Raw genomic sequence first — 21,731 nt, 5'->3', positions numbered from 1 at the left:
GCACCGCCCGGACGGTCCCGACCCCGCGGGGGTCCGGGGTCGGCCGCGGGCCCCGGGTCGTATCGTGGACCCGAACAGGGAAACCGCACGTCACCCCCCGACACAGCCGCTCCAGCGCAGCAGCGGCCCGTAGACACCGCCGCATCAGGAGCCGCAACCGCCATGGCACACCCGGCACACCCCGCCTACCCCGTAGGACTCCGCCTCACCGGTCGCCGCGTCGTCGTCATCGGCGGCGGCCAGGTGGCCCAGCGCCGCCTCCCCGCCCTCGTCGCGGCCGGCGCCGACGTCCTGCTGGTCTCCCCCTCCGCGACCCCCTCCGTGGACGCCATGGCCGAGACCGGCGAGATCCGCTGGGAGCGCCGGCACTACCGGGACGGCGACCTGGACGGCGCCTGGTACGCCCTGATCGCCACCCGCGACCGCGCCGCGAACGACGCCGCCTCCGCCGAGGCCGAGGCCCGCCGGGTGTGGTGCGTGCGCGCCGACGACGCCGAGGCGGCCACCGCCTGGACCCCGGCCACCGGCCGCGTCGAGGGCGTCACCGTCGCCGTCCTGAGCGGCAACGACCCCCGGCGTTCCGCGGCCGTCCGCGACGCCGTCGTCGAGGGGCTGCGCGACGGCTCCCTGACGGCCGCCCGCCCCCGCACCCCCGGCGTCGCCCTCGTGGGCGGCGGCCCCGGCGACCCGGACCTGATCACCGTCCGCGGCCGGCGCCTGCTGGCCGAGGCCGACGTGGTCATCGCCGACCGGCTGGGCCCCCGCGACCTCCTCGACGAACTCCCGCCGCACGTCGAGGTCATCGACGCCGCGAAGATCCCGTACGGCCGTTTCATGGCCCAGGAGGCCATCAACAACGCGCTGATCGAGCACGCCAAGGCCGGCAAGGCCGTCGTCCGCCTCAAGGGCGGCGACCCGTACGTCTTCGGCCGCGGCATGGAGGAGCTCCAGGCCCTCGCCGAGCACGGCATCCCCTGCACGGTGGTCCCCGGCATCTCCAGCTCCATCTCGGTGCCCGGCGCCGCCGGCATCCCCGTCACCCACCGCGGGGTGGCGCACGAGTTCACCGTCGTCAGCGGCCACGTCGGCCCCGACGACCCGCGCTCCCTCGTGGACTGGTCCTCCCTCGCCAAGCTCACCGGCACCCTGGTCATCCTCATGGGCGTCGACAAGATCGGCCTGATCGCCGAGGCCCTGGTCGGCCACGGTCGCTCCGCCGACACCCCCGTCGCCGTGATCCAGGAGGGCACCACCGCCGCCCAGCGCCGCGTGGACGCCACCCTGGCCACCGTCGGCGAGACCGTCCGTGACCGGGAGGTCCGCCCGCCCGCCGTCATCGTGATCGGCGAGGTCGTCCGCGTGAACCCCCCGAGCGCCCTTCCCACCGCCGGCGCCTGACAGGCCGTTGGCACCACACCCCGGACAAGGCAGTATCACCCTGTGGCTGATCTCATCACCGTCGACGACCCCGACGACCCGCGCCTGCGCGACTACACGGGCCTGACCGACGTCGAACTGCGGCGCCGCCGCGAACCCGCCGAAGGCCTCTTCATCGCCGAGGGCGAGAAGGTCATCAGACGGGCCAAGGACGCCGGGTACGAGATGCGCTCGATGCTGCTCTCCGCCAAGTGGGTCGACGTCATGCGCGACGTGATCGACGAGCTCCCGGCCCCGGTCTACGCCGTCACCCCGGAGCTCGCCGAACGCGTCACCGGCTACCACGTCCACCGCGGTGCCCTCGCCTCCATGCAGCGCAAGCCGCTGCCCGACGCGCGGGAACTGCTGGCCTCGGCCCGCCGGGTGGCCGTCATGGAGGCGGTCAACGACCACACCAACATCGGCGCCATCTTCCGCAGCGCCGCCGCCCTCGGCATGGACGCGGTCCTGCTGTCGCCGGACTGCGCCGACCCCCTCTACCGCCGGTCGGTGAAGGTCTCCATGGGCGCCGTGTTCTCGGTCCCCTACGCCCGCCTCGACGCCTGGCCCAAGAGCCTCGACACGGTCCGGGAGGCGGGCTTCAGGCTCCTCGCCCTGACCCCGCACGAGAAGGCCTCCCCGATCGAGGTGGCCGCCCCGCGCGGCCTGGAGCGCGTCGCCCTGATGCTCGGCGCCGAGGGGGACGGCCTGTCCACCCAGGCGCTCGTCGCCGCCGACGAGTGGGTCCGCATCCCGATGGCCCACGGCGTGGACTCCCTGAACGTCGGCGCGGCCGCCGCCGTCGCCTTCTACGCGGTGGCCGGCGGCGCCGGCTGAGACCGCCGCGGAGCCCCGTACCCCGGTACGGGGCTCAGAGCCGCTGCGCCAGCGCGATGCCCAGGGCCACCAGCAGCGTGACCACCACGAACACGATCAGCCGCTGGCGCATCAGCCTCGGGTCCGGCCGGGAGGGCCGACGCCCCGCCCCGGTCGTGCGCGGGGCCTGACGGCCGCCCGTGCGGCCCGCCGTGGACCCCGGGTTGCGGGTCCCGGACGGCCGCGCGTGCGGGCCACTGTGCGCCGCCTGGGCCCGCGGGGTCGGCGCGGCCCCCGGGGGCCTGCGCCGCTCCGTGCGCTGGTCGGCGTACGCCTGCGCCCGCTCGGCGGGCCGCTCCGTCCGCGCCCGCTGCGCCGGCGGGCGCCCGTCGCCCAGCCCCTGCGCCTCGCGCGCGGCGATCTCCTTGAGCCGCATCGACAGCTGGAGGGTGGTGGGCCGCTCCTCGGGGTCCTTCTCCAGACAGGCCCGCACCAGCGGCGCGAGGGCGTCGGGCACCCCGACGAGGTGCGGCTCCTCGTGGACGACGCGGTACAGCATCACCTCGGAACTGCCGTGCCCGAAGGGCGAATCGGCGGTCGCCGCGTAGGCGAGGGTCGCGCCGAGCGCGAAGACGTCCGTGGCCGGGGTGACGGCGGCCCCGCGCACCTGCTCGGGCGCCAGGAAGCCGGGGGAGCCCACGGCCGTACCCACATGGGTGAGGGTGCTCGCCCCGGTGGCCCAGGCGATCCCGAAGTCGATGATCCGGGGGCCCTTGGGGGAGAGCAGGATGTTCGAGGGCTTGAGGTCGCGGTGGACCACCCCCGCCTCGTGCACGGCGACCAGGCCCTCGGACAGCGCCGCCCCGATGGCGGCGATCTGCGCGGCCGTCAGCGGGCCCTCCTCGGCGACCTTGTCGTGCAGCGACGGCCCGGGGACGTACTGCGTGGCGAACCACGGACGCTCGGCGTCCAGATCGGCGGCCACGAGCCGCGCGGTGCAGCCGCCGCGGATCCGTCGCGCGGCCGACACCTCGCGGGCGAAACGGGAGCGGAACTCCTGGTCCTCGGCCAGGTCGGGCCGGATCACCTTGAGCGCCACGCGCTGCCCGCGCCGGTCGGAGCCCAGGTAGACGACGCCCATGCCGCCCGCGCCGAGCCGCCGGTGCAGCCTGAACGAGCCGACGACACGCGGGTCCTCGCGCCGGAGCCGCATCATCGCCATGTCCACCCCGCTGCCCGGTCGTCCTGCTGACCTGGCACAGCTTACGGACCATCCGGCACGCGTGCTCAGAGGCCGCGCCCTCGTCCGGGGAATCGATTGTCAGTGCGGGGCAGGCCACTTGGGGGTTTCGCGGCCTGTGACCCGGTCCGCACCCCCGGTGCCCGTCGCACCCAAAGACCTTTGTGATCAAGGTGATTGGGCCCGTCGGAGCCCCGCGCGCGCCCCGGAGCGCGACCGCGGCCGGCGGTCGCCCGCAGGGGCGGTCCGTCCTCCGCGTCAACACCGGTACCAGGACACGCGTGTGCGGGGAGTGACGGAAGTGAGGGAAGTCACTACCCTCCGGTCATCCCCTCCGGGAAGACCCCCATCCCGGGGGAGGGATCTCCACCCAGGGGAGTACTCCGGGGGTGGCCTCCTCATCCTCCCGTAGGCCCGGCAATGGGTACGAGGGCATGAGGCCGGCGGCCCCCCGGCGGCCTAGTGTTGAAGACAAGCGGCGGGTGGCGCACTCGTCCCCCGAGGTCACGAGCCCGCCGCTGCCAGACGACAGGGAGAGGACCATGGCGGACATCGCACGGCACGGACGCAAGGCATTCGCGTTCCACGGCCATGAGTCCGGCACGCGTCACCCGCTGGTGGCCGCGGCCATGGTGCTCCCCCTGGCCGCCCTCCTGCTCTTCCTCTTCGGAGGATTCGATCAGGTGGCGGCACAGGCGTCGTCCGTGGGCGTGATGCTGGGGCGCTGAGCGGCGCCCCGGGTCCGGGAGAGCGGCCCGGACCGGGACACATCGGCCTGCCACACCCCGTGGGGACGGGGGAGTGGCGGACGGACGGCAGGTGAAGGGTGTTGCCCGTACGGCTGGGGAGTCGGACGGGCAACACCCATTTCGTACGCCCGCACACCGCGCCTCGGTCGCCCGCGCACCGCACCTCGGTTCGACCCGAGGGGCCCGACGGGTCCCGGCAACGCGAAAGCCCCGGCCGTGGAGACGGCCGGGGCTTTCGGACTGTGCGCGATACTGGGATTGAACCAGTGACCTCTTCCGTGTCAGGGAAGCGCTCTCCCGCTGAGCTAATCGCGCGGGACCACGGTGCGAAACCGCAGGTGGTACGGGGTGGAACTGTACTGCGTGCGCGATACTGGGATTGAACCAGTGACCTCTTCCGTGTCAGGGAAGCGCTCTCCCGCTGAGCTAATCGCGCGGGGGTCCTTGCGGACCAGTGGACGATACTGGGATTGAACCAGTGACCTCTTCCGTGTCAGGGAAGCGCTCTCCCGCTGAGCTAATCGTCCTTGGAGGTGGAGACGGGATTTGAACCCGTGTAGACGGCTTTGCAGGCCGTTGCCTCGCCTCTCGGCCACTCCACCATGGAGCTGCGGGGGGTTCCCGGGAAGAAATCCCCCACTTCGAGCGGACGACGAGACTCGAACTCGCGACATCCACCTTGGCAAGGTGGTGCTCTACCAACTGAGCTACGTCCGCAGTGTCACCGTGTTCGCTCCGGGGTTTTTCCCCTTCGCTCCCTGGCGACGTGTTGAACTCTAGCGGATTCCCGGGCCAGCTCAAAAACGCGTTTCCGCAGCGTGCTGCCACCCGATCACCGGAGGTCACCCGACCGTCACCTCACCGGCGCCGACGCGCCACCGGTCATAGACTCGCAGCCGTGCACGACCTGCCTCCCCTGGCCCGCTTCGGCGGCCTTCTCGCGACCGACCTCCGAGATGTCACCAGCGACCCCTCCGCCCTCGACTCCACCGGGTTCTGGGCGGTGAGCGCGGACTTCGAAGGCCGACTGGTCTGCGCGCGCTTCGGGGACATACGCCCGGACCCCGTCCCGGCGCCCGTCCCCGGAGCCTGGCGCGGCCCGGCCGCCGACCGGTGGTCCACCTCCCTCGACCGCGCCGCCTACGAGGACGGCGTACGCCGCGTCCGGGCGTACATCGCGGCCGGCGAGGTCTACCAGGCCAACCTCTGCCGCGTGGTGTCCGCGCCCCTGCCCGATCCGGACGGGGCCGACGTCGACGCCCTGACCGCGCTGCTCGCGCGCGGCAACCCGGCCCCCTACGCAGGAACGATTCGGCTCCCCGCCCACGGCGTCGAGATCGCCACCGCCTCCCCCGAGCTGTTCCTCAGCCGCGACGGCCGGCACGTCGAGTCCGGGCCCATCAAGGGCACCGGCCGCACCGCGGCCGACCTGCTGCCCAAGGACCACGCCGAGAACGTGATGATCGTGGACCTCGTCCGCAACGACCTCGGCCGCGTCTGCGCCACCGGCTCCGTCACGGTCCCCGAACTGTGCGCCCTCGAGGAGCACCCCGGGCTGGTCCACCTCGTCTCCACCGTCAGCGGGGAGCTGGCCGACGGCGCCGGCTGGCCCGAGCTGCTGGACGCCACCTTCCCGCCGGGCTCCGTCACCGGTGCCCCCAAGTCCTCCGCCCTGCGGATCATCGAGGAGCTGGAGGTCGGCCCGCGCGGCCCCTACTGCGGGGGCGTGGGCTGGGTCGACGCCGACCGGGGCACCGCCGCGCTCGCCGTGGGGATCCGCACCTTCTGGATCGACCGGGAGGCCCCCGGCGGCCCCCGGCTGTGCTTCGGCACCGGCGCCGGCATCACCTGGGGCTCCGACCCCGAGCGGGAATGGGCGGAAACCGAGCTGAAGGCCTCCCGGCTGCTCGCCCTGGCATCCGGTATACGTGAGCCGGGCCCGAACGGGGCCCGCGACCTGAGTGGAGGAACCGTACGGTGAGGATCTGGCTCGACGGAACACTGCGGGACGCCGCGGACGCGAAGGTCTCGGTCCTGGACCACGGGCTCACCGTGGGCGACGGGGTCTTCGAGACGCTCAAGGCCCGGGACGGGGCCGCCTTCGCCCTCACCCGCCACCTGGACCGCCTCACCCGCTCCGCGCGGGGCCTCGGCCTGCCCGACCCGGACCTCGACGAGGTGCGCCGTGCCTGCGCGGCCGTCCTGGAGGCCAACCCGATGCCGCTCGGTCGGTTGCGGATCACCTACACGGGCGGCACCTCCCCCCTCGGCTCCGACCGCGGCGACACCGGCCCCACGCTCGTCGTCGCCGTCGGCGAGACCACCCGGCGACCCGACTCCACCTCCGTGATCACCGTCCCCTGGGTGCGCAACGAGCGCTCGCCGCTGACGGGCCTGAAGACCACCTCCTACGCCGAGAACGTGGTCGCCCTGGACCGCGCGAACCGGGCCGGGGCCTCGGAGGCGCTGTTCGCCAACACCCTCGGCAGGCTCTGCGAGGGCACCGGCTCCAACGTCTTCGTCGTCCTCGACGGAGAACTCCACACCCCGCCCGTCGCCTCCGGCTGCCTCGCCGGCATCACCCGGGCCCTGGCCGTCGAATGGACCGGAGCCAAGGAGACCGACCTGCCCTTCGACGCCCTCCTGCGGGCCGAGGAGGTCTTCCTGACCTCCACGCTGCGCGACGTCCAGGCCGTGCACCGGGTCGACGGGCGGGACCTGGACGCCGCCCCCGGCCCCGTCACCGCCAAGGCGATGCGGGTCTTCGACGAGCGCGCGGGCTCCGACCTCGACCCGTGAGCGCCCGCACCGTGGTCAGGAGGCCCCCGGGCGGGTAGAACTCGACGGATGACCACCACCCTGCGGCCCAGCGGGCCGCTTCAGCAGAGCGAGGGCGGCGCGCGTTCACGCCCCTACGAGGTGCGCGTCAACAGCCGCCGCGTCGGAGGGCTGCTGATCGCCTCCGACACGCCCTTCGGCCCCACGGTCGGGGAGATCCGCGAGCTGGCCGTGGACGAGGGGGACCGGCGCCGCGGCCGGGCCACGGTCGCCGCGCTGGCCGCCGAGGAGGTGCTGCGCGGCTGGGGCTGTCGCCGCGTACGGATCTCCGTACCGGCCGACTCGCCGGGCGGGCTGCGGCTGGCGACCGCCCTGGGGTACGTCGAACAGAGCCGCAACCTCGCCAAGGACCTCGCGGGGGAGCCGCCCGCGCCCGCCGCCGGGTCGCGGGGGCGGGCGATGACCCCGGCCGAGTACGCGGCGTGGGAGGCGCGCTCCCGGGCGGAGTACGCGGACAGCTGGATCGCCCGCGGGATGGAACCCGGGGCCGCCCGCGCCAAGGCCGCCGCGGACCACCTCGAACGGCTGGCGCACGGCCTGGACACCCCCGGGACGGACTTCACCGTCCTGGAGGTGTCCGGGGTGCCCGTCGGCCACGTCTGGACCGGGCCGCGGGGGGAGGACGCGTACGTCTACGACGTGGCGGTCGCCGAGGAGCACCGGGGACGGGGGCACGGCCGCGCCCTGATGCTCCTCGCGGAAGGGGTCGCCCTGGCCGCGGGTCGGCGCCGCCTCGGCCTGCACGTCTTCGCCGGCAACACCCCGGCGCTGCGCCTTTACGAAGCGCTGGGTTACCGCCCGACCGGCTTCAACTACGCCAAGGAACTCATCTGACGGCCGCCCCGGTCGGGCCCCGGCGGGCGGCGCGCGAGGGGTCCTAACCCGCGAGAAGGCGGTCGGCGATCTCCTCGACGCGGGCGCGCAGGCCCTCCTGGCTCTTGCCGCCGTCCAGACGCTCGCCGTCGATCACGTAGGTCGGGGTGCCGGTCACCCCGATGGCCTTGCCCTCGGCCTGGTCGGCGTCCACGATCAGGATGTGCCGGCCGTCGATCAGGGCGGTGTCGAACTCCTCGACGTCCAGGCCGAGTTCACGGGCGACGTCCAGCAGGACGGCCTCGCCCCGCTCGCCGAGTTCGGCCGTCCTGGCCAGGACGGCCTCCGCGTAGGGCCAGCCCTGCCCCTGCTCCAGCGCCTCCTCGGCGGCCTGCGCGGCGGCGAAGGCGTGCTTGTGCTTCTCCAGCGGGAAGTGGCGCAGCCGGATGTCCAGCCGGTCGCCGTAGCGGGCCCGCAGGGCGCGTACGTCGTCCAGGGCGCTGTGGCAGTCCGGGCACTGGAGTTCGCACCAGACGTCGAGGATCAGGGAATCGGTCATGCGGACAGTCTCCCAGGGCCCGGGTCGGCGCACCGACCGGGACCTGGGGAGGAGGCCCGACCCCGAGATCTCCCGGAGATCCGCTCCGGGACGCTCCCGGGCATGGCCGCGGCGGGTGCGACCGGTGCAGGATGGATGGGGACAGATCGACCACCCGCCGCCCAGCCCCGGAGGACCGCATGCTCGCCGAGACCATATGTTCCGCGGTGTCCGCGGCGGGCCTGGGCATCGCCGCCGTGACCGCGTACCGCAGGCGGTTCCTCGCCGCGACGCGGATCGCCGCCTACTCGCTCGTCCCCGTCGCCCTGGTGCTGACGGGCCTGGTGGAGTGGGTCTCCGGGATCGTCTTCAAGCCGACCGTGTGGATCGGCTTCGGCCTGCTGGGCGTGGCCTGGCTCCTCTTCACGGGTGCCCGGACCGTCGAGCGCCGCGCCCTGGGCAGGGCGCCGAAGGAGGCCCCGGCGGCCGGGGCGGCCCGGCGCGGGCGGGGTCGCGAGGCCGTGGCTCCGGCCGCCTCCGCCCCCTCCCTCGGAGGCCGGCCGGCCGCCGCGCCGAAGGCCGCCCCGACGGCTCCGGCGGACGACTTCTCCGACATCGAGGCCATCCTCAAGAAGCACGGCATCTGAGGCCGGGAGCCGCTGCCATAGCCGACCGGGGCGCCGCCCGGGAAGGGAAGCCGCGCGAAACCACCCGAACCGACGAGAGAAGGCGAACTACCGCCCCGTAAATGGCGTGTTGGGGCGAGATCGGGCACGGGCTGCGCGATCATCGCCCCGACATGCTCGACACATCGCAGGGTGAGCCGCCGGCCCCCGCTCCCGCTTCCGTACCCGTCGCCGAGACCCCTTTGGCCCACGAAGGGCGGGGCTGTCTCTTCGCGCTCTCCCAGCCGCCCCTGATGATCTTCCTAGGGGTGATCGGGACCCTGCTGCTGCTCGCCGCCGTGCACGACCTGTACCTGCTCTGAGCCCTCCGCGGGCACGTCCGCCTCGTGGGCGTCGGCCTCCTTGCGGCGGGCCCGGTACGCCGCCACGTGCAGCCGGTTCCCGCAGGTGCGGCTGTCGCAGTAGCGCCGCGAACGGTTGCGCGACAGGTCCACGAAGGCCCGCCGGCAGTCGGGGGCCTCGCAGCGGCGGAGCCGTTCCTGTTCTCCGGAGACCACGATGAAGGCCAGGGCCATCCCGCCGTCCGCGGCGAGGTGGTCGCCCACCGAGGCGCCCGGCGCGAAGTAGTGGACGTGCCAGTCGTAGCCGTCGTGATCGGTCAGCTGGGGGGTGGTGCCGGCCGTGGCGACCAGCTCGTTGATCAGCGAGGCCGCGGCGCGCGACGTGGGCGCCGCGAAGACCTGGGCGAACTTCCCGCGGACCGCGCGCACCCCGGCGAGGTCGCGGGCGCCCAGCTCGCCGACGTCGCTGATCGCGTGTTCCTGGACGAACCCGCGCAGCGCGCCGATGTCGGACAGTCCGTCGGGCTGGTCCGGCTCGGCGGCCGTGTTCACCAGCGCGACGACGACGTCGAGCGCGCGACGGGTGTCGTGGGGGATCTGCACTAGTCGCTCCCTGGAGGCCGGACCTGCGGCGGCGTGTCGCCGCCACCGGTTGCCCGACTCTAGCGCCTGCCGCCGCGGGGGGAGCCGAGCGCACCGGCGCCGCCCTCGCGGGTGGCTCCCGTGAGGACAGCGCCGGCACAGCCGTATGTGGTTGTCCGCGTCGCACCGTCGCCCCGAGTCGGACGGTGTCGAGCGGTCAGGCACTCGTGGGGGCCGGCTCAGCTTTCGGCCAGGATGTGGGAGAGCTCCTTGTCCAGGTCGAAGTGCCGGTGCTCGGTCCCGGGTGGGACCGCCGCGTCCGTCCGCTTGAGGAACGATTCGAGTGCTCGGGCGGGTGCTTCGAGCAGCGCTTCTCCCTCCGGTGAGCTCAGGGCGATGCAGACGACGCCCTGACCGTGGCTGCGGGACGGCCAGACGCGGACGTCGCCGGTACCGGTGGGCCGGTGGAGACCCTCCGCGAGGAGGTCGCGGGCGAATACCCACTCGACCGTCTCCTCGGCGCCGGTGTGGAAGGTGGCGTGCACGGCGTAGGGGTCGGCCGTGTCATACCGCAGGCCCGCCGGAACAGGCAGTGAGGACTCGCTCGACACAACGAGGCGCAGGTGCAGCTCGCAGCTGACCGTGGTGTTCATAAGCGCCAGGGCCTTTCGCTCAGTGTGCGCTCGGGGATTCGCACGTCGGCGAAATCGACATGCCACCTACGGTGCCGTTGTAAACCCCTCTGACCGTTTTGCGGACCTCTGGGTCCCTCGGACGGCGGATCCAAACCGGCATTCACGTGTGCTTCGGGCTCCGGTAGATTCGGCTCCATGAATACGGGGAGTGACCACGGAACCGACGCGTCCGCGACCACCGGACCGGACGCCGAAGAGACGCCGCACGTCTCGAAGGCGCCCGCCTTCATCAAGGCCAACCGCAGCCTGCACCTCAGCTGGCAGGTCGGCGTCTTCATCGTCGGCCTGGCCGTCATCGGCGCCGGCGTCGCCATGCTCGTCCTGCCGGGACCGGGCTGGGTGGCGATCTTCGCCGGCCTCGCGATCTGGGCGACCGAGTTCGCCTGGGCCCACCTCGTCCTGCGCTGGACCAAGCGCAAGGTGAGCGAGGCCGCGCAGAAGGCGCTGGACCCCAAGGTCCGCCGCCGCAACATCATCCTGACCAGCGTGGGCCTCGCCATCGCGGCCGCGCTGATCGGCTTCTACCTGTGGAAGTACGGCCTGACGCTGCCGTGGGACCTCAAGGACCAGTAGCCCGCCGGGGGTGGTCATGGAGCACCGCTGACATGCGGTAATGTTTGCGGTGCGTCCGGGCGATTAGCTCAGTGGGAGAGCACTTCGTTCACACCGAAGGGGTCACTGGTTCGAACCCAGTATCGCCCACCCGGAGCAGAGGCCCGGAGACTCGTCAGAGTCTCCGGGCCTCCGTCGTACCCGGGGCCCACCCGGGGCCCACCCGGGGTTCACCCCAGGCGGCCGAGGGCCTCCCGCAGCCGGCGGGCGTCGCGCAGGCGCTTCTCGTACGTCGCCCCCACCGCCAGCAGCAGCACCCCCGCCAGCGCCGGCGGCAGCCAGCGCGGCAGCACGCCCACCACCTGCACCACGTACGGGGCCAGCTCGTGCACCGCCACCGCCACCAGGGTCGCGCCGCCCAGCAGCAGCGGGGCCTGGAGCCGGCGGTGCGCGCCGAGCAGGGTCACGACCAGGGCGGCCGTCCCCAGCAGCAGAGGGCGCGGCCAGTACGGATCCCCCCACACCGCCAACAGGCTCGGCAGCAGCGTCACCGCGAGCCCGGGACCGTACGCCGCCCAGGAGGAGGCACCCGGATCCCGGCGCCGCCGCAGCAGGCCCACCACCAGGGCCGGAACCGTCACGGCCAGCGTGTACGCCTCCGGAACCGTCACCCCCGAGGCGCCGAGGCGCACCCAGGTCGCCGCCACGCCCAAGGCGCCGGCCGCCCACCCCGCGGCCCGCCGGTCCGCCCGCAGCGCCGCGCCCGCGCACAGCACCCCGCCCAGCGCGAGCACCAGCGCCAGGAGCGGCCGGTCGCCCGAGGCGAGCAGCACCGCGAGCACCCCGACCCCCACCGCGGCGGCCTCGACGGCCACGCGCACCCGACCCGTCCGCGGGGCCACCGCCACCGCCGCGGCCGGTACCGCGAGCACGATCACCCCCGTCCAGGCGACCCCGAGCCCGACCAGCGCGCCCAGCGCCACCACCGTCGCCGCCGCGCACCCCACGGCCCACGCCGCCGCACCGGCCCGCACCGGCACCGGGGCGGTCCTGTACGCCGCTCCCAGCGCCCCCGCGACGCCCAGCGCCCCGAGCACCGCGAAGGTGGCCAGACGGCCGTCCAGGGCGGCCACGGACACGTTCACGCCCCCGACGAGGGCGCACACCGCCGCCGTCGCACCCGCCCCGGCGGACCGCGCCGGAGCCCGCAGCGCGCACACCCCGAACGCGAGCGTCACCGCGAGCTGCGCCCCGAGCGTCACCGCGGGGGCCGTCCCGGCGGCGAGCGGGGCCACGAACAGCCCCGCCCAGGCGCACACCACCGCCACCGCGGACGCCACCGAAGCCCGCGCCCGCCCCGGCAGGGCCCGGGCCACCGACCATCCGGCCACCGCCGTCAGCAGCAGGGTCACCGCCAGGGCGGCCACCGGAACGCCGACCGGCGGGGCCGGGCTCGTCGGCGCCCACACCTCGGACAGCACCCGCCACCGCGAGAGCGCCGACACCAGCGCGCCCGGCACCCCCGTCACCGCCGCGAGGGCCGCCACCCCCGCCGCGGCCCACAGCAGCCCGCGCGCCGCCGCCCGCGCCCCCGGCCCGGCAGCCCGCGGCGGCGCGAGCGCCGCGGCCGGCACCGCCGCCAGGGCCGCGGCGGCGGCCACCCGCAGCGCCACCGACCAGCCGGGCCCCCACCCCTGCGGAGCGAGCGCCCCGACCGCCGCCACCGCGGCCAGACCCCCGACCAGGGCGGCCGGCCAGGCCCGCGGCTCGCGCACGGCCACCGCCACCCCCAGGGCGGCGCCCGCGCCGAGCAGCGGGGCCGGGGCGAGCGCCCCGGGCGCCGCCAGGGAGGCCCCGAGCCCCAGGAGCAGGGCCGCGCCGCCCACCACGCCGGCCGCCGCCCACGCGCAGACGCGCACCGCCCGCCGGGAGACCGTCACCGCCAGGGCCGCGTCCAGCGCGGCCGTCGCCAGCAGCGCCCAACCGCCCCCCACCGCGTCCGTACCCGAGGCGGCCGCCGCCAGCGACAGCGGAAGCTGCCCGGCGGCCACCGCGGCGAGCGCCGGCGACCGGAGCCGGCCCGCCGCCGCCCCGTACGCCGCCCACAGCGCGGCGAGCACGGCGGCCGCCCACGCCGCGTAGGCCAGGCCGTCGGTGTCGGGCAGGACGACGGCGTGCAGCGCGTACGCGTCGAGGACCGTCAGCGACAACCCCACCGCCGCCACCGCCTCCGCCGTGGAGCGCAGGCCCCGGCGCGACAGCACGACGGGCGCGCCGAGGGCGGCGGCCGTCACCACGGCCAGGACGGCGGCCCGGCCGCCGATCCCGAGCGAGCCCCAGCTCAGCAGCGTGAAGGCCAGCGCGGCCACCGCGAGCAGCACCGCCCCCGCCGTCAGCAGCACCGTCTGCGCGCCGGCCGCACCCGCCTTCGCGCCCGCCGCGCCCGCCGCCTTCCCGCCCGTCGCGGCGGCCGGCGGCGCGGGTGCGGGTGCGGGCCACGCGGGCGCGGAGCCGAGGGCGAAGCGCAGCAGCCAGTCCCGACGGGCCAGCAAGTGGGCGCGTCGGACGTCGATTTGGTGGAGCTCGCGGTCGATGAGCGCCAGTTCCTCGGCCGGGGGCAGGGGGGAGTCCATGTCCGGAGTGTGGCGCCCGTCACGCCATCAGGACATGGGTGCGCGTACTCAGATCGGCACTCAGGTGCGCGACGGCCGTGATGAGTAGACGAGTAGGGGAGTGGGCGGGCGGGCGCGGGGGAGGGTCGTACCCGGGAGGGTGGCGATGTGGCGAACCCCCTGCGCCGCCGGACCGCCCCGGAGCACACTGGCCCCATGCCGCGCCGACCGCACTACCGCTTCCGCAGCGTGTGGGACCTCGACGCCCCGCCCGCCCGCGTCTACGCCCTGCTCGAAGACCCCGGACGCTACCCGGCCTGGTGGCCGCAGGTCCGCGAGGTCCGACCCCTCGAAGGGCGGGACGGGCCGGGCGGCCGCGCCGCGACCGCGCTGATCCGCTCGGTCCTGCCCTACGGGATCCACGTCACCCTCACCGGCCTGCTGCGCGACCCCGCCCGGGGGGTCCTGGAAGTGGCCCTGCGCGGTGACATCGACGGTTGGGCGCGCTGGACCGTACGCGCCCGGCGCGGACCCGCCGGCCCCGGGACGCGGGCCCTGTACGAACAGGAGGTCGAGGTCCGCGCCGACCCGTTGCGGCGGATGTCCCTCCCGGCCCGCCCCCTCCTGCGGCTCAACCACGCCCTGATGATGCGCGCCGGACAGCGGGGACTCTCGGCCCTCCTGGCCGCCCCGCGGGAAGCGGTTTGAACAGACCCCACGCCTCTTGTATTGTTCAGTGCGTTCCCGGGCGATTAGCTCAGCGGGAGAGCACTTCGTTCACACCGAAGGGGTCACTGGTTCGATCCCAGTATCGCCCACCGGGACAGGCCGGTCCGTCATCGACGGACCGGCCTTCCGCATGTACGGGCCCTCGGCGCGGTGCTCCCCTCAGGCCGCCTGCGGCAGTTCCGGCCGCAGCGGCCAGTGCGGGTCCACCGCCTCCGGCGTGCCCTGCCGCGTGAACCACGCCTGGAGCCCGCGCGCCTGCGCCGCGTGCCACACCGCCTGGAGCGTGTGCAGCTCGGCCGGCGTCAACCGCTCCAGCCGCCCCGCGAAGCGGCGGCCCACCGCGCGCACGACCTCCAGCGAGGCCATCGCGTCCGCCGACGCGTCGTGCGCGCCCTCCAGCTCTATCCCGTAGTGCGCGCACAGGTCCGTCAGGGTGCGGCGGCCCTTGCGGTAGCGGTCCAGGTGCTTGTCCAACACCCGCGGGTCCAGCACCGTCAACGGCCGGTTGTCCAGGTAGCGGGACAGCGTCGAGGCCCGGTGGCGCCGCAACTCCCGGTCCAGCAGCGTCAGATCGAACGGCGCGTTCATCACCACCAACGGCCGCCCGGCCACCTGCTGCTCCCCGAGCGCGCGGGCTATCTCCTCCACCACCGGCGCCGGCCAACGGCCGTTGCGCTGGAGGTGCTCGTCGGTCAGGCCGTGCACTTCCGTGGCCCCCGGCGGCACCGGGATCCCGGGATTGACCAGCCAACGGGTGGTGCGGACCCGGCCGCCCGCACACTCCTGCACGACGAGCGCGGCGGACACGATCCGGTCCTGCTCGACGTCCACCCCGGTCGTCTCCGTGTCGAATGCGGCCAGCGGGCCCTCGTACCAGCGCGTCATGGCGAACTCCTCGTCCCCGATCGGCAGATGGGGCCCACCCGGGCGCCGATGCCCCGGTCCGCGCAGCCCCTGCCCGAAGCGGTGATACCCGTGCCGTTTGCCCCGTACGCCGTTTGCGGGCACTCCGGTACGGAGACAACTTCCCTGGGGGGTCGCACGGATGACCGGTCGTCACCCCACTCCTCCATCCTCATCGCGGAGCCGGAAGGCACGGGGAGCCGGCCATGGCGCTCGCACGGTCCGAACCGGACGGGGTGCTCCAGGAACGGACGGGTCCGTCGACCGGTCCGCTGCGCGGCACGCTCGCCACCACCGCCTGCATGGAGACGCTCCAGGTGGGCTACCTGCACGCCGTCGCCGCCGCGGCGGGCTGCTCGCTGTCCCAACCCTTCCCCGACAACGGCATCGACTGGCACGTCAGCCACGGCGCCCCCGAGCACGTCGTCGACGACGAGGTGACCGTCAAGGTGCAGCTGAAGGCCACCTACCAGATACCGCCGCACCCGACCGGTGCCACCTTCGGCTTCACCCTCGACAACGAGCACCTCGTGAAGCTGGCCCGCACCCCCGTCGCCGTGCACAAGATCCTCGTCGTGATGCTCGTGCCGAGGGAGAGGGACCAGTGGATCGGCGCCGGGCACGACCGGCTCGACCTGCGCCACTGCTGCTACTGGACCAACCTCGCCGGACACCCCGTGACCGGCAGGCGCCGGACCACCGTACGGATCCCCACCACGCGGATCTTCGACGACCGGGCGCTGTGCGAGATCATGACCCGGGTCGGGTCGGGAGGGACACCCTGATGAACCGGCATCCGCACCGCCTCGAGCCCCTGCCGTCCCCGGGGTTCGCGCCGGACGCCCCCGACCCCGCGCGGGTCGACCCGCAGGTCCTGGGCGCGCTCCTGCACCGGCACGGCTGGCTCCGGCGCGGGGGAGCGGCGGGCCGCTACGGACGTTGGACCCCGCCCGGACCCGGCGGGACCAGCCTGCTCGTCCCCGAGAACCGGTCCTTCCCCGACTGCGTCGACCTGCTGGAGGAGGCGATCACCGCCCTCGCCCGCAGCGGCCTGCCCTCCGCGCGGGAGGTCCTCTTCGGCCTCGGCGTGCCCGCCGACGAGATCCGTTGGGAACGCGAAGTGCCGCGAGGGCCCTACGGGTTCCGGGGCGAGGCCGCCTGGCCCGTTCAGGAGCGGCTGCGCTCGGCCGCCCGCCGGACGCTGCTCGCCGGGGCCCTCGCCGACCGGGCCCGCGCCGGGTACTACGGGGCCCGCCACCAGGCCCAGGCCGAACGCACCCTGGACGGCGTCCTCGTCGGACCCTCCCCGGACGGGCGCCGGTTGACCGCGTACGTCCCCGTCGACGGCGGGCGGGGCCCGGTCACCCGGCTGCACCACGCGCTGCACGCGGCGCGGGAGGCCGTCGACTACCGGCGGGCGACCGGCGGGATGGAGGCGTTCGACGCGGCCGTGGCCGCCGGGGTCAGCCGGGAACTCGCCGACGCCCTGATCGCGCTCGTCCAGGGTTCCGAAGGGGCCCGGATCACGCTGGCCTGGGCGCCGGCGGCCGGGGTCCCGGCGGGCTGCGCCGCCCGGCCCGAACCGGTGGAGTTCTCGCCCGGCGACCTGCCGGTGCTGCGGGACGCCGCCCAGCGCTACACGCACAACGAGCCGGCCGTCCCCGTCCGGATCGTGGGGGCGGTGGTCCGGATGCGGCGCGCCGGGGCCGGCGGCGGGGGCACCGTGCGGCTGCGGGTGCTGGCGGGCGCGGAGGTGCCGCGCGTACGGGTCGCCCTCGACGAGGAGGCGTACCGCACCGCCGTCCACGCCCACCTGGCCGGACTGCCCGTGCGGGTGGCCGGCCGGCTGCAACGCCGGGGCGGATTCCGCCGGCTCACCGACGCCGCGGACGTCACCCCGGTCCCGCTGGACGAGGTGGAGCGGGACCGGCTGTTGAAGTCCCTCGACTCCTCCTTCGACCCCTCCGAGGTGCTGCCGTCGGAGGACGGAGAGGACTGAGAGGGTCGAGAGGGCACGAGGGGCCGGGTGCGGTGCCGGCTACCGGGCGACGGGCCGGGAACCATTCGGGGCGGCGCAGCTCGTCACCCGCCGGATCTCCCACCAGCTCGACGCGCACGATCACGTAGCCCTCCTCCTGACCCTGCTCACCGGCCACGACCAGGAGCTCCGCTACATCCCCGGCCGGGTCGTCAATCGAGCCGGCGACGGCTACCGCGGCGAGGGCGAGACCGACGCCCGCGACGCCCTGGTCATCGCCGACCAGGCATGCATCCGCCGCGACCCCAAACCGATGCGGCCCACCGACGAGGCCACCATCGAACTGAAGATCCTCACCAGCCGCCGCACGGACCTCGTCCGTGACCGCACCCGTGCCATCAACCGCCTGCGTTCCGCGCTGACCGGCATGTTCCCCGCACTGGAACGGGCTTTCGTCCTCACCAGCACCGGCCCGCTCATCTTCCTCGACGGCTACCAGACCCCGGCCGCCATCCGCCGTATGGGTACCGCCCGGCTGACCCGCCGGCTCCGCGCTCGGGGTGTCCGCACCCCGGAGGAGCTCGCGACCCCGGATCGGCTGGCCGCCTTCGCCGGCCTCGCTCCAGCACCGCACGACTCAGGAAAGAAGAGCGGCAACCTTCACCGGCCCCGTCACCACCACCGCGGCCTCCAGCGTGTCTTCTACATGTCTGCGCTGACCAGCGTCCGCTATGACCCCGACTCCCGGATCTTCTACGACCGCAAACGAGTCGAGGGGAAACGCCATACCCAGGCAGTGATCGCCCTCGCCCGACGCCGCGTCAACGTCCTCTGGGACATCATCCGTGACCGGCGGCTCCACGAAGTCGCACCGCCACCGGCCACGCTGTACTGACCTGGCCCGAAGCCCTGGTGGTGGTGTCTTCAAGGCGCCAAGAACGAAAGGAGCAGGCGGGCATCTCGTGGGCGCTCAGGCCGACGGCGGTGAAGGGGTCATGTCGTACTCATCGACGTCCAGAAGAGTGCCGGTAGCGGCAAGAAAGGCGATTGCTTCGTGGTCGAGCGCCCAGCCGAAAAGGTTGTATTTGTCTCTATCCTGCGGCTGCTCGGCCTCGTCCTGCTGCTCTGCGTCGTTGAAGTAGCGCACCACCTCCAGCCGGGCTTCGAGGTACGGCCCGTCTTCGTCGTCTGCACTGTTGTATTGCTTCATGAGCTCCGCTATACGCTCAGTCTGCGGCCGGAGACGGCCCAGGACGTGCGCGATCTGTTCGTCCACGCACAAGCCCGGTTCCTTGCATACGACCTTCCAGATCTGACAGAACGGATTCGCCGGATCAACAGGGAGGCGGCGCGGGTTGACCACTCTCGTCTCATCAGGCTCGATACCCAGCGCATCAGTTATCTCCTGCGCGGTAATGCTTCGGCTGGACAGAGCGAAGTAGACGTACTGGTGAAGAGGCATCCCCGAATGCTCCGCAGTCACCCTTCATCCCCACTCGCCTGATTGTGAGTGGGTCCCGACGCCCAGTGGGGCCATGGTGAAGCCATCCGAGGAACGACTCCACCAGCCGCAGAAGACTCCCGAGCTGCTTGACTTCTCCATTGGGAAGCCACGTCCGTCGGCGCGGGGAGGTTGCCGCCCGGGTGTCGGAAGGAGGCCATCAGCAGGTCCGGCGCGGGGGAGAAGTCCGGGCCGCGCAGGAAACCGTGGCGTGCGTACAGGGCCACGGCGGGGGCGTTGTCCGCGCCCGTGGTGACCTCCACCGCGCGGCCCGGGAACAGCTCCGACAGCGCGTGGCGCAGCAGCAGCGAGGCCACGCCCCGGCGGAAGGCGGCCGGGTCCACGCAGAGCCGGTCGATCGTGACGACCCCGTCGGCCGCCTCCTCCCAGGCCAGGAACCCGGCGATCGAGCCCTCCCCGAGGACGGCGCCCGACCAGCGCAGCGGCGCCGCCCGCATCCCGGCGAGGTCCTCCGCGAGGGCGGGGATGCCGTCGAAGCCGATCAGCTGCGCCTCCACGGCGTACGCGGCCCTGCCGATCCGGTGCACGGCGGCGGCGGTCGCGTCGTCGGTCAGGTCGAGCGGGAGGACACGGAGGGCGTGCGGGCCGGTCACGGGCGGGTTCCTCACCTCGGGAAGGGGCGGTTCGGGCCCCTCACGCTACGGGCCGGGACGGCGTCGGGCACAACCGTTTCGCGGCGGGGGCACTCGGCTCGGTACGATTCAGGCGCGCAGTGATCGCTCGCGCACCCCCTGAGTCAGGAGAGACCGGTGTCAGACGTCCGTGTGATCATCCAACGCGATTCCGAGCGGGACGAGCGCGTGGTGGCCACGGGCACTACGGCGGCGGAGCTCTTCGCCGGCGAGCGCACCATCGTCGCCGCGCGCGTCGCCGGCGAGCTCAAGGACCTCGCGTACGAGGTGAAGGACGGCGAGACCGTCGAGCCGGTGGAGATCTCCTCCCCGGACGGGCTCGACATCCTGCGCCACTCGACCGCGCACGTCATGGCGCAGGCCGTGCAGGAGCTGTTCCCCGAGGCCAAGCTGGGCATCGGCCCGCCGGTCCAGAACGGCTTCTACTACGACTTCGACGTCGCGCGGCCCTTCACCCCCGATGACCTCAAGGCCATCGAGAAGAAGATGCAGGAGATCCAGAAGCGGGGCCAGCGCTTCTCCCGCCGCGTGGTCAGCGACGAGGCGGCCCGCGAGGAGCTCGCGGACGAGCCGTACAAGCTGGAGCTCATCGGCATCAAGGGCTCCGCGTCGACCGACGACGGCGCGAACGTCGAGGTGGGCGCCGGCGAGCTGACCATCTACGACAACCTCGACGCGAAGACCGGCGAGCTGTGCTGGAAGGACCTCTGCCGCGGTCCCCACCTGCCCACCACCCGCAACATCCCGGCGTTCAAGCTGATGCGCAACGCGGCCGCCTACTGGCGCGGCAGCGAGAAGAACCCGATGCTCCAGCGCATCTACGGCACCGCCTGGCCCTCGAAGGACGAGCTGAAGGCCCACCTCGACTTCCTCGCCGAGGCCGAGAAGCGCGACCACCGCAAGCTCGGCAACGAGCTCGACCTCTTCTCCATCCCGGACGAGATCGGCTCCGGCCTCGCCGTCTTCCACCCGCGCGGCGGCATCATCCGCCGGGTCATGGAGGACTACTCGCGCCGCCGGCACGAGGAGGAGGGCTACGAGTTCGTCTACTCCCCGCACGCCACCAAGGGCGCCCTCTTCGAGAAGAGCGGCCACCTGGACTGGTACGCGGAGGGCATGTACCCCCCCATGCAGCTCGACGGTGGTACCGACTACTACCTCAAGCCCATGAACTGCCCGATGCACAACCTGATCTTCGACGCGCGCGGGCGCTCCTACCGTGAGCTGCCGCTGCGCCTGTTCGAGTTCGGCACCGTGTACCGGTACGAGAAGTCCGGCGTGGTCCACGGCCTGACCCGGGCCCGCGGCTTCACCCAGGACGACGCGCACATCTACTGCACCCGCGAGCAGATGGCCGAGGAACTCGACCGCACGCTCACCTTCGTGCTGAACCTGCTGCGCGACTACGGTCTGACCGACTTCTACCTGGAGCTGTCCACCAAGGATCCGGAGAAGTTCGTCGGCTCGGACGAGGTCTGGGAGGAGGCCACCGCGGTCCTCCAGCAGGTGGCCGAGAAGCAGGGCCTCCCGCTGACCCCCGACCCGGGCGGCGCGGCCTTCTACGGCCCGAAGATCTCCGTACAGGCGCGCGACGCCATCGGGCGCACCTGGCAGATGTCGACCGTGCAGCTCGACTTCAACCTGCCGGAGCGCTTCAACCTGGAGTACACCGCCCCCGACGGTTCCCGTCAGCGGCCGGTCATGATCCACCGCGCCCTGTTCGGTTCCATCGAGCGGTTCTTCGCCGTGCTGCTGGAGCACTACGCGGGCGCCATGCCGCCGTGGCTGGCGCCGGTCCAGGCCGTCGGCATCCCGATCGGCGACGGACACGTGGAGTACCTCCAGGAGTTCGCCGCCGAGGCGAAGAAGAAGGGCCTGCGGGTCGAGGTGGACGCCTCCTCCGACCGCATGCAGAAGAAGATCCGCAACCACCAGAAGCTCAAGGTCCCCTTCATGATCATCGTCGGTGACGAGGACATGGCGGCGGGCACCGTCTCCTTCCGCTACCGCGACGGTTCGCAGGAGAACGGCATCCCGCGCGACCAGGCGCTGGCGAAGCTGGCCGACGTCGTGGAGCGTCGCGTCCAGGTCTGAGCGCGGGCCCGATCCGGGCCGCCGCGTACGGTGCGGGCCCCCGGGAAGTGATCAC

The 21,731-nt window shown here is 73.6% G+C and carries 21 protein-coding genes, 7 tRNA genes and 1 pseudogene; 16 read left to right on the top strand and 13 right to left on the bottom strand.

Going from position 1 to position 21,731, the window contains the following annotated elements; genetic code table 11:
• The first annotated feature begins 162 nt into the window (after nucleotides 1-162).
• Together cobA and ACZ6ZI_RS18770 are read left to right on the top strand one after the other, a co-directional pair.
• Nucleotides 163-1,398, top strand: coding sequence for a uroporphyrinogen-III C-methyltransferase (gene cobA, locus ACZ6ZI_RS18775; RefSeq protein WP_469521962.1), 1,236 nt, complete (start codon nucleotides 163-165; stop codon nucleotides 1,396-1,398).
• A gap of 42 nt (nucleotides 1,399-1,440) precedes the next feature.
• Nucleotides 1,441-2,253, top strand: a complete 813-nt coding sequence (locus ACZ6ZI_RS18770; RefSeq protein WP_469521960.1) for a TrmH family RNA methyltransferase — start codon at nucleotides 1,441-1,443, stop codon at nucleotides 2,251-2,253.
• Between the two features lie 34 nt (nucleotides 2,254-2,287).
• On the opposite strand, the gene ACZ6ZI_RS18765 is transcribed toward ACZ6ZI_RS18770, so the two are convergent.
• Nucleotides 2,288-3,454, bottom strand: coding sequence for a serine/threonine-protein kinase (locus tag ACZ6ZI_RS18765; protein ID WP_469521957.1), 1,167 nt, complete (start codon nucleotides 3,452-3,454; stop codon nucleotides 2,288-2,290).
• Between the two features lie 536 nt (nucleotides 3,455-3,990).
• On the opposite strand from ACZ6ZI_RS18765, the gene ACZ6ZI_RS18760 reads away from it, so the two are divergent.
• Entirely contained in the window at nucleotides 3,991-4,200 is a 210-nt protein-coding gene (locus ACZ6ZI_RS18760) for a hypothetical protein (RefSeq protein WP_469522431.1), read from the top strand.
• A 264-nt stretch (nucleotides 4,201-4,464) separates the two neighbouring features.
• On the opposite strand, the gene ACZ6ZI_RS18755 is transcribed toward ACZ6ZI_RS18760, so the two are convergent.
• The 5 genes from ACZ6ZI_RS18755 to ACZ6ZI_RS18735 all read right to left on the bottom strand — a co-directional run bounded on the left by ACZ6ZI_RS18755 (nucleotide 4,465) and on the right by ACZ6ZI_RS18735 (nucleotide 4,938).
• Nucleotides 4,465-4,536, bottom strand: a tRNA-Val gene (locus ACZ6ZI_RS18755).
• A 49-nt stretch (nucleotides 4,537-4,585) separates the two neighbouring features.
• A tRNA-Val gene (locus ACZ6ZI_RS18750) sits at nucleotides 4,586-4,657 on the bottom strand.
• Between the two features lie 19 nt (nucleotides 4,658-4,676).
• Nucleotides 4,677-4,748, bottom strand: a tRNA-Val gene (locus ACZ6ZI_RS18745).
• Between the two features lies 1 nt (nucleotide 4,749).
• Nucleotides 4,750-4,823: transfer RNA gene (locus ACZ6ZI_RS18740), tRNA-Cys, on the bottom strand.
• 42 nt (nucleotides 4,824-4,865) lie between these two features.
• A tRNA-Gly gene (locus ACZ6ZI_RS18735) sits at nucleotides 4,866-4,938 on the bottom strand.
• A gap of 181 nt (nucleotides 4,939-5,119) precedes the next feature.
• On the opposite strand from ACZ6ZI_RS18735, the gene ACZ6ZI_RS18730 reads away from it, so the two are divergent.
• From ACZ6ZI_RS18730 to ACZ6ZI_RS18720, 3 genes are read left to right on the top strand one after another with little or no spacing between them, the layout of a single operon-like run.
• Nucleotides 5,120-6,202, top strand: a complete 1,083-nt coding sequence (locus ACZ6ZI_RS18730; RefSeq protein WP_469521954.1) for a chorismate-binding protein — start codon at nucleotides 5,120-5,122, stop codon at nucleotides 6,200-6,202.
• A complete protein-coding gene (locus tag ACZ6ZI_RS18725) occupies nucleotides 6,199-7,020 on the top strand; it encodes an aminotransferase class IV (protein WP_469521951.1) in 822 nt (273 codons plus the stop codon). The genes ACZ6ZI_RS18730 and ACZ6ZI_RS18725 overlap by 4 nt, the downstream gene beginning before the upstream one ends.
• Before the next feature lie 48 nt (nucleotides 7,021-7,068).
• The gene (locus ACZ6ZI_RS18720; RefSeq protein ID WP_469521950.1) at nucleotides 7,069-7,893 is read left to right on the top strand and encodes a GNAT family N-acetyltransferase; all 825 of its coding nucleotides are present in this window, start codon (nucleotides 7,069-7,071) and stop codon (nucleotides 7,891-7,893) included.
• Nucleotides 7,894-7,936: 43 nt separating this feature from the next.
• Here ACZ6ZI_RS18720 and ACZ6ZI_RS18715 read toward each other — a convergent pair whose 3' ends face one another.
• The gene (locus ACZ6ZI_RS18715; RefSeq protein WP_363060976.1) at nucleotides 7,937-8,431 is read right to left on the bottom strand and encodes a DsbA family protein; all 495 of its coding nucleotides are present in this window, start codon (nucleotides 8,429-8,431) and stop codon (nucleotides 7,937-7,939) included.
• A gap of 179 nt (nucleotides 8,432-8,610) precedes the next feature.
• On the opposite strand from ACZ6ZI_RS18715, the gene ACZ6ZI_RS18710 reads away from it, so the two are divergent.
• Together ACZ6ZI_RS18710 and ACZ6ZI_RS18705 are read left to right on the top strand one after the other, a co-directional pair.
• A complete protein-coding gene (locus tag ACZ6ZI_RS18710) occupies nucleotides 8,611-9,057 on the top strand; it encodes a hypothetical protein (RefSeq protein ID WP_469521946.1) in 447 nt (148 codons plus the stop codon).
• A gap of 152 nt (nucleotides 9,058-9,209) precedes the next feature.
• Nucleotides 9,210-9,398, top strand: a complete 189-nt coding sequence (locus ACZ6ZI_RS18705) for a hypothetical protein (RefSeq protein ID WP_469522427.1) — start codon at nucleotides 9,210-9,212, stop codon at nucleotides 9,396-9,398.
• Here the strand turns inward: ACZ6ZI_RS18705 and ACZ6ZI_RS18700 are convergent.
• Both ACZ6ZI_RS18700 and ACZ6ZI_RS18695 read right to left on the bottom strand, forming a co-directional pair.
• Nucleotides 9,339-9,980: a CGNR zinc finger domain-containing protein gene (locus ACZ6ZI_RS18700; protein ID WP_469521943.1), complete on the bottom strand. Its 642-nt coding sequence runs from the start codon at nucleotides 9,978-9,980 to the stop codon at nucleotides 9,339-9,341. The two genes, ACZ6ZI_RS18705 and ACZ6ZI_RS18700, sit on opposite strands and share 60 nt — an antisense overlap.
• A gap of 218 nt (nucleotides 9,981-10,198) precedes the next feature.
• The gene (locus ACZ6ZI_RS18695; RefSeq protein WP_030011909.1) at nucleotides 10,199-10,612 is read right to left on the bottom strand and encodes an SsgA family sporulation/cell division regulator; all 414 of its coding nucleotides are present in this window, start codon (nucleotides 10,610-10,612) and stop codon (nucleotides 10,199-10,201) included.
• A gap of 177 nt (nucleotides 10,613-10,789) precedes the next feature.
• Here ACZ6ZI_RS18695 and ACZ6ZI_RS18690 point away from each other — a divergent pair, with 177 nt between their 5' ends.
• Nucleotides 10,790-11,227 (top strand): TIGR02611 family protein, encoded by a 438-nt coding sequence (locus ACZ6ZI_RS18690; RefSeq protein WP_469521942.1) that lies wholly within the window; start codon nucleotides 10,790-10,792, stop codon nucleotides 11,225-11,227.
• A gap of 57 nt (nucleotides 11,228-11,284) precedes the next feature.
• A tRNA-Val gene (locus tag ACZ6ZI_RS18685) sits at nucleotides 11,285-11,356 on the top strand.
• An 80-nt stretch (nucleotides 11,357-11,436) separates the two neighbouring features.
• Here ACZ6ZI_RS18685 and ACZ6ZI_RS18680 read toward each other — a convergent pair.
• Complete coding sequence (locus ACZ6ZI_RS18680; RefSeq protein WP_469521938.1) at nucleotides 11,437-13,839, bottom strand: SCO7613 C-terminal domain-containing membrane protein; 2,403 nt, start codon at nucleotides 13,837-13,839, stop codon at nucleotides 11,437-11,439.
• Between the two features lie 195 nt (nucleotides 13,840-14,034).
• Here ACZ6ZI_RS18680 and ACZ6ZI_RS18675 point away from each other — a divergent pair, with 195 nt between their 5' ends.
• Both ACZ6ZI_RS18675 and ACZ6ZI_RS18670 read left to right on the top strand, forming a co-directional pair.
• Nucleotides 14,035-14,526, top strand: coding sequence for an SRPBCC family protein (locus ACZ6ZI_RS18675; RefSeq protein ID WP_469521936.1), 492 nt, complete (start codon nucleotides 14,035-14,037; stop codon nucleotides 14,524-14,526).
• Between the two features lie 38 nt (nucleotides 14,527-14,564).
• Nucleotides 14,565-14,636: transfer RNA gene (locus ACZ6ZI_RS18670), tRNA-Val, on the top strand.
• 70 nt (nucleotides 14,637-14,706) lie between these two features.
• On the opposite strand, the gene ACZ6ZI_RS18665 is transcribed toward ACZ6ZI_RS18670, so the two are convergent.
• The gene (locus tag ACZ6ZI_RS18665; protein WP_363056239.1) at nucleotides 14,707-15,432 is read right to left on the bottom strand and encodes a 3'-5' exonuclease; all 726 of its coding nucleotides are present in this window, start codon (nucleotides 15,430-15,432) and stop codon (nucleotides 14,707-14,709) included.
• Between the two features lie 224 nt (nucleotides 15,433-15,656).
• Between ACZ6ZI_RS18665 and ACZ6ZI_RS18660 the strand changes: the two genes are divergently transcribed.
• From ACZ6ZI_RS18660 to ACZ6ZI_RS18650, 3 genes and pseudogenes are all read left to right on the top strand, one after another.
• Entirely contained in the window at nucleotides 15,657-16,235 is a 579-nt protein-coding gene (locus ACZ6ZI_RS18660; protein WP_469521933.1) for a DUF4365 domain-containing protein, read from the top strand.
• Complete coding sequence (locus ACZ6ZI_RS18655) at nucleotides 16,235-17,449, top strand: hypothetical protein (RefSeq protein ID WP_469521930.1); 1,215 nt, start codon at nucleotides 16,235-16,237, stop codon at nucleotides 17,447-17,449. The genes ACZ6ZI_RS18660 and ACZ6ZI_RS18655 overlap by 1 nt, the downstream gene beginning before the upstream one ends.
• A gap of 127 nt (nucleotides 17,450-17,576) precedes the next feature.
• A pseudogene (locus ACZ6ZI_RS18650) lies at nucleotides 17,577-18,323 on the top strand (IS110 family transposase); the annotation flags it as partial.
• Between the two features lie 75 nt (nucleotides 18,324-18,398).
• Here ACZ6ZI_RS18650 and ACZ6ZI_RS18645 read toward each other — a convergent pair.
• Together ACZ6ZI_RS18645 and ACZ6ZI_RS18640 are read right to left on the bottom strand one after the other, a co-directional pair.
• Complete coding sequence (locus ACZ6ZI_RS18645; protein WP_469521927.1) at nucleotides 18,399-18,890, bottom strand: DUF4279 domain-containing protein; 492 nt, start codon at nucleotides 18,888-18,890, stop codon at nucleotides 18,399-18,401.
• 17 nt (nucleotides 18,891-18,907) lie between these two features.
• Nucleotides 18,908-19,543: a GNAT family N-acetyltransferase gene (locus ACZ6ZI_RS18640; RefSeq protein ID WP_469521924.1), complete on the bottom strand. Its 636-nt coding sequence runs from the start codon at nucleotides 19,541-19,543 to the stop codon at nucleotides 18,908-18,910.
• A gap of 156 nt (nucleotides 19,544-19,699) precedes the next feature.
• Between ACZ6ZI_RS18640 and thrS the strand changes: the two genes are divergently transcribed.
• Nucleotides 19,700-21,676: a threonine--tRNA ligase gene (thrS, locus tag ACZ6ZI_RS18635; RefSeq protein WP_363056227.1), complete on the top strand. Its 1,977-nt coding sequence runs from the start codon at nucleotides 19,700-19,702 to the stop codon at nucleotides 21,674-21,676.
• The last annotated feature ends 55 nt before the right edge of the window (nucleotides 21,677-21,731 follow it).

The sequence above is a fragment of the Streptomyces sp. NPDC103540 genome (assembly GCF_055584445.1).
The sequence above is the reverse complement of the archived record's forward strand: the minus strand, read 5'-3'. Positions and strand labels throughout refer to the sequence as shown.

Excerpts from the sequence above, each read along its gene's own strand:
- cobA (WP_469521962.1), top strand. The coding sequence starts at position 163 with ATGGCACACCCGGCACACCCCGCCTACCCCGTAGGACTCCGCCTCACC.
- ACZ6ZI_RS18765 (WP_469521957.1), bottom strand. The coding sequence starts at position 3,454 with ATGGCGATGATGCGGCTCCGGCGCGAGGACCCGCGTGTCGTCGGCTCG.
- ACZ6ZI_RS18720 (WP_469521950.1), top strand. The coding sequence starts at position 7,069 with ATGACCACCACCCTGCGGCCCAGCGGGCCGCTTCAGCAGAGCGAGGGC.
- ACZ6ZI_RS18715 (WP_363060976.1), bottom strand. The coding sequence starts at position 8,431 with ATGACCGATTCCCTGATCCTCGACGTCTGGTGCGAACTCCAGTGCCCG.
- ACZ6ZI_RS18710 (WP_469521946.1), top strand. The coding sequence starts at position 8,611 with ATGCTCGCCGAGACCATATGTTCCGCGGTGTCCGCGGCGGGCCTGGGC.
- ACZ6ZI_RS18705 (WP_469522427.1), top strand. The coding sequence starts at position 9,210 with ATGCTCGACACATCGCAGGGTGAGCCGCCGGCCCCCGCTCCCGCTTCC.
- ACZ6ZI_RS18695 (WP_030011909.1), bottom strand. The coding sequence starts at position 10,612 with ATGAACACCACGGTCAGCTGCGAGCTGCACCTGCGCCTCGTTGTGTCG.
- ACZ6ZI_RS18690 (WP_469521942.1), top strand. The coding sequence starts at position 10,790 with ATGAATACGGGGAGTGACCACGGAACCGACGCGTCCGCGACCACCGGA.
- ACZ6ZI_RS18680 (WP_469521938.1), bottom strand. The coding sequence starts at position 13,839 with ATGGACTCCCCCCTGCCCCCGGCCGAGGAACTGGCGCTCATCGACCGC.
- ACZ6ZI_RS18675 (WP_469521936.1), top strand. The coding sequence starts at position 14,035 with ATGCCGCGCCGACCGCACTACCGCTTCCGCAGCGTGTGGGACCTCGAC.
- ACZ6ZI_RS18665 (WP_363056239.1), bottom strand. The coding sequence starts at position 15,432 with ATGACGCGCTGGTACGAGGGCCCGCTGGCCGCATTCGACACGGAGACG.
- ACZ6ZI_RS18660 (WP_469521933.1), top strand. The coding sequence starts at position 15,657 with ATGGCGCTCGCACGGTCCGAACCGGACGGGGTGCTCCAGGAACGGACG.
- ACZ6ZI_RS18655 (WP_469521930.1), top strand. The coding sequence starts at position 16,235 with ATGAACCGGCATCCGCACCGCCTCGAGCCCCTGCCGTCCCCGGGGTTC.
- ACZ6ZI_RS18645 (WP_469521927.1), bottom strand. The coding sequence starts at position 18,890 with ATGCCTCTTCACCAGTACGTCTACTTCGCTCTGTCCAGCCGAAGCATT.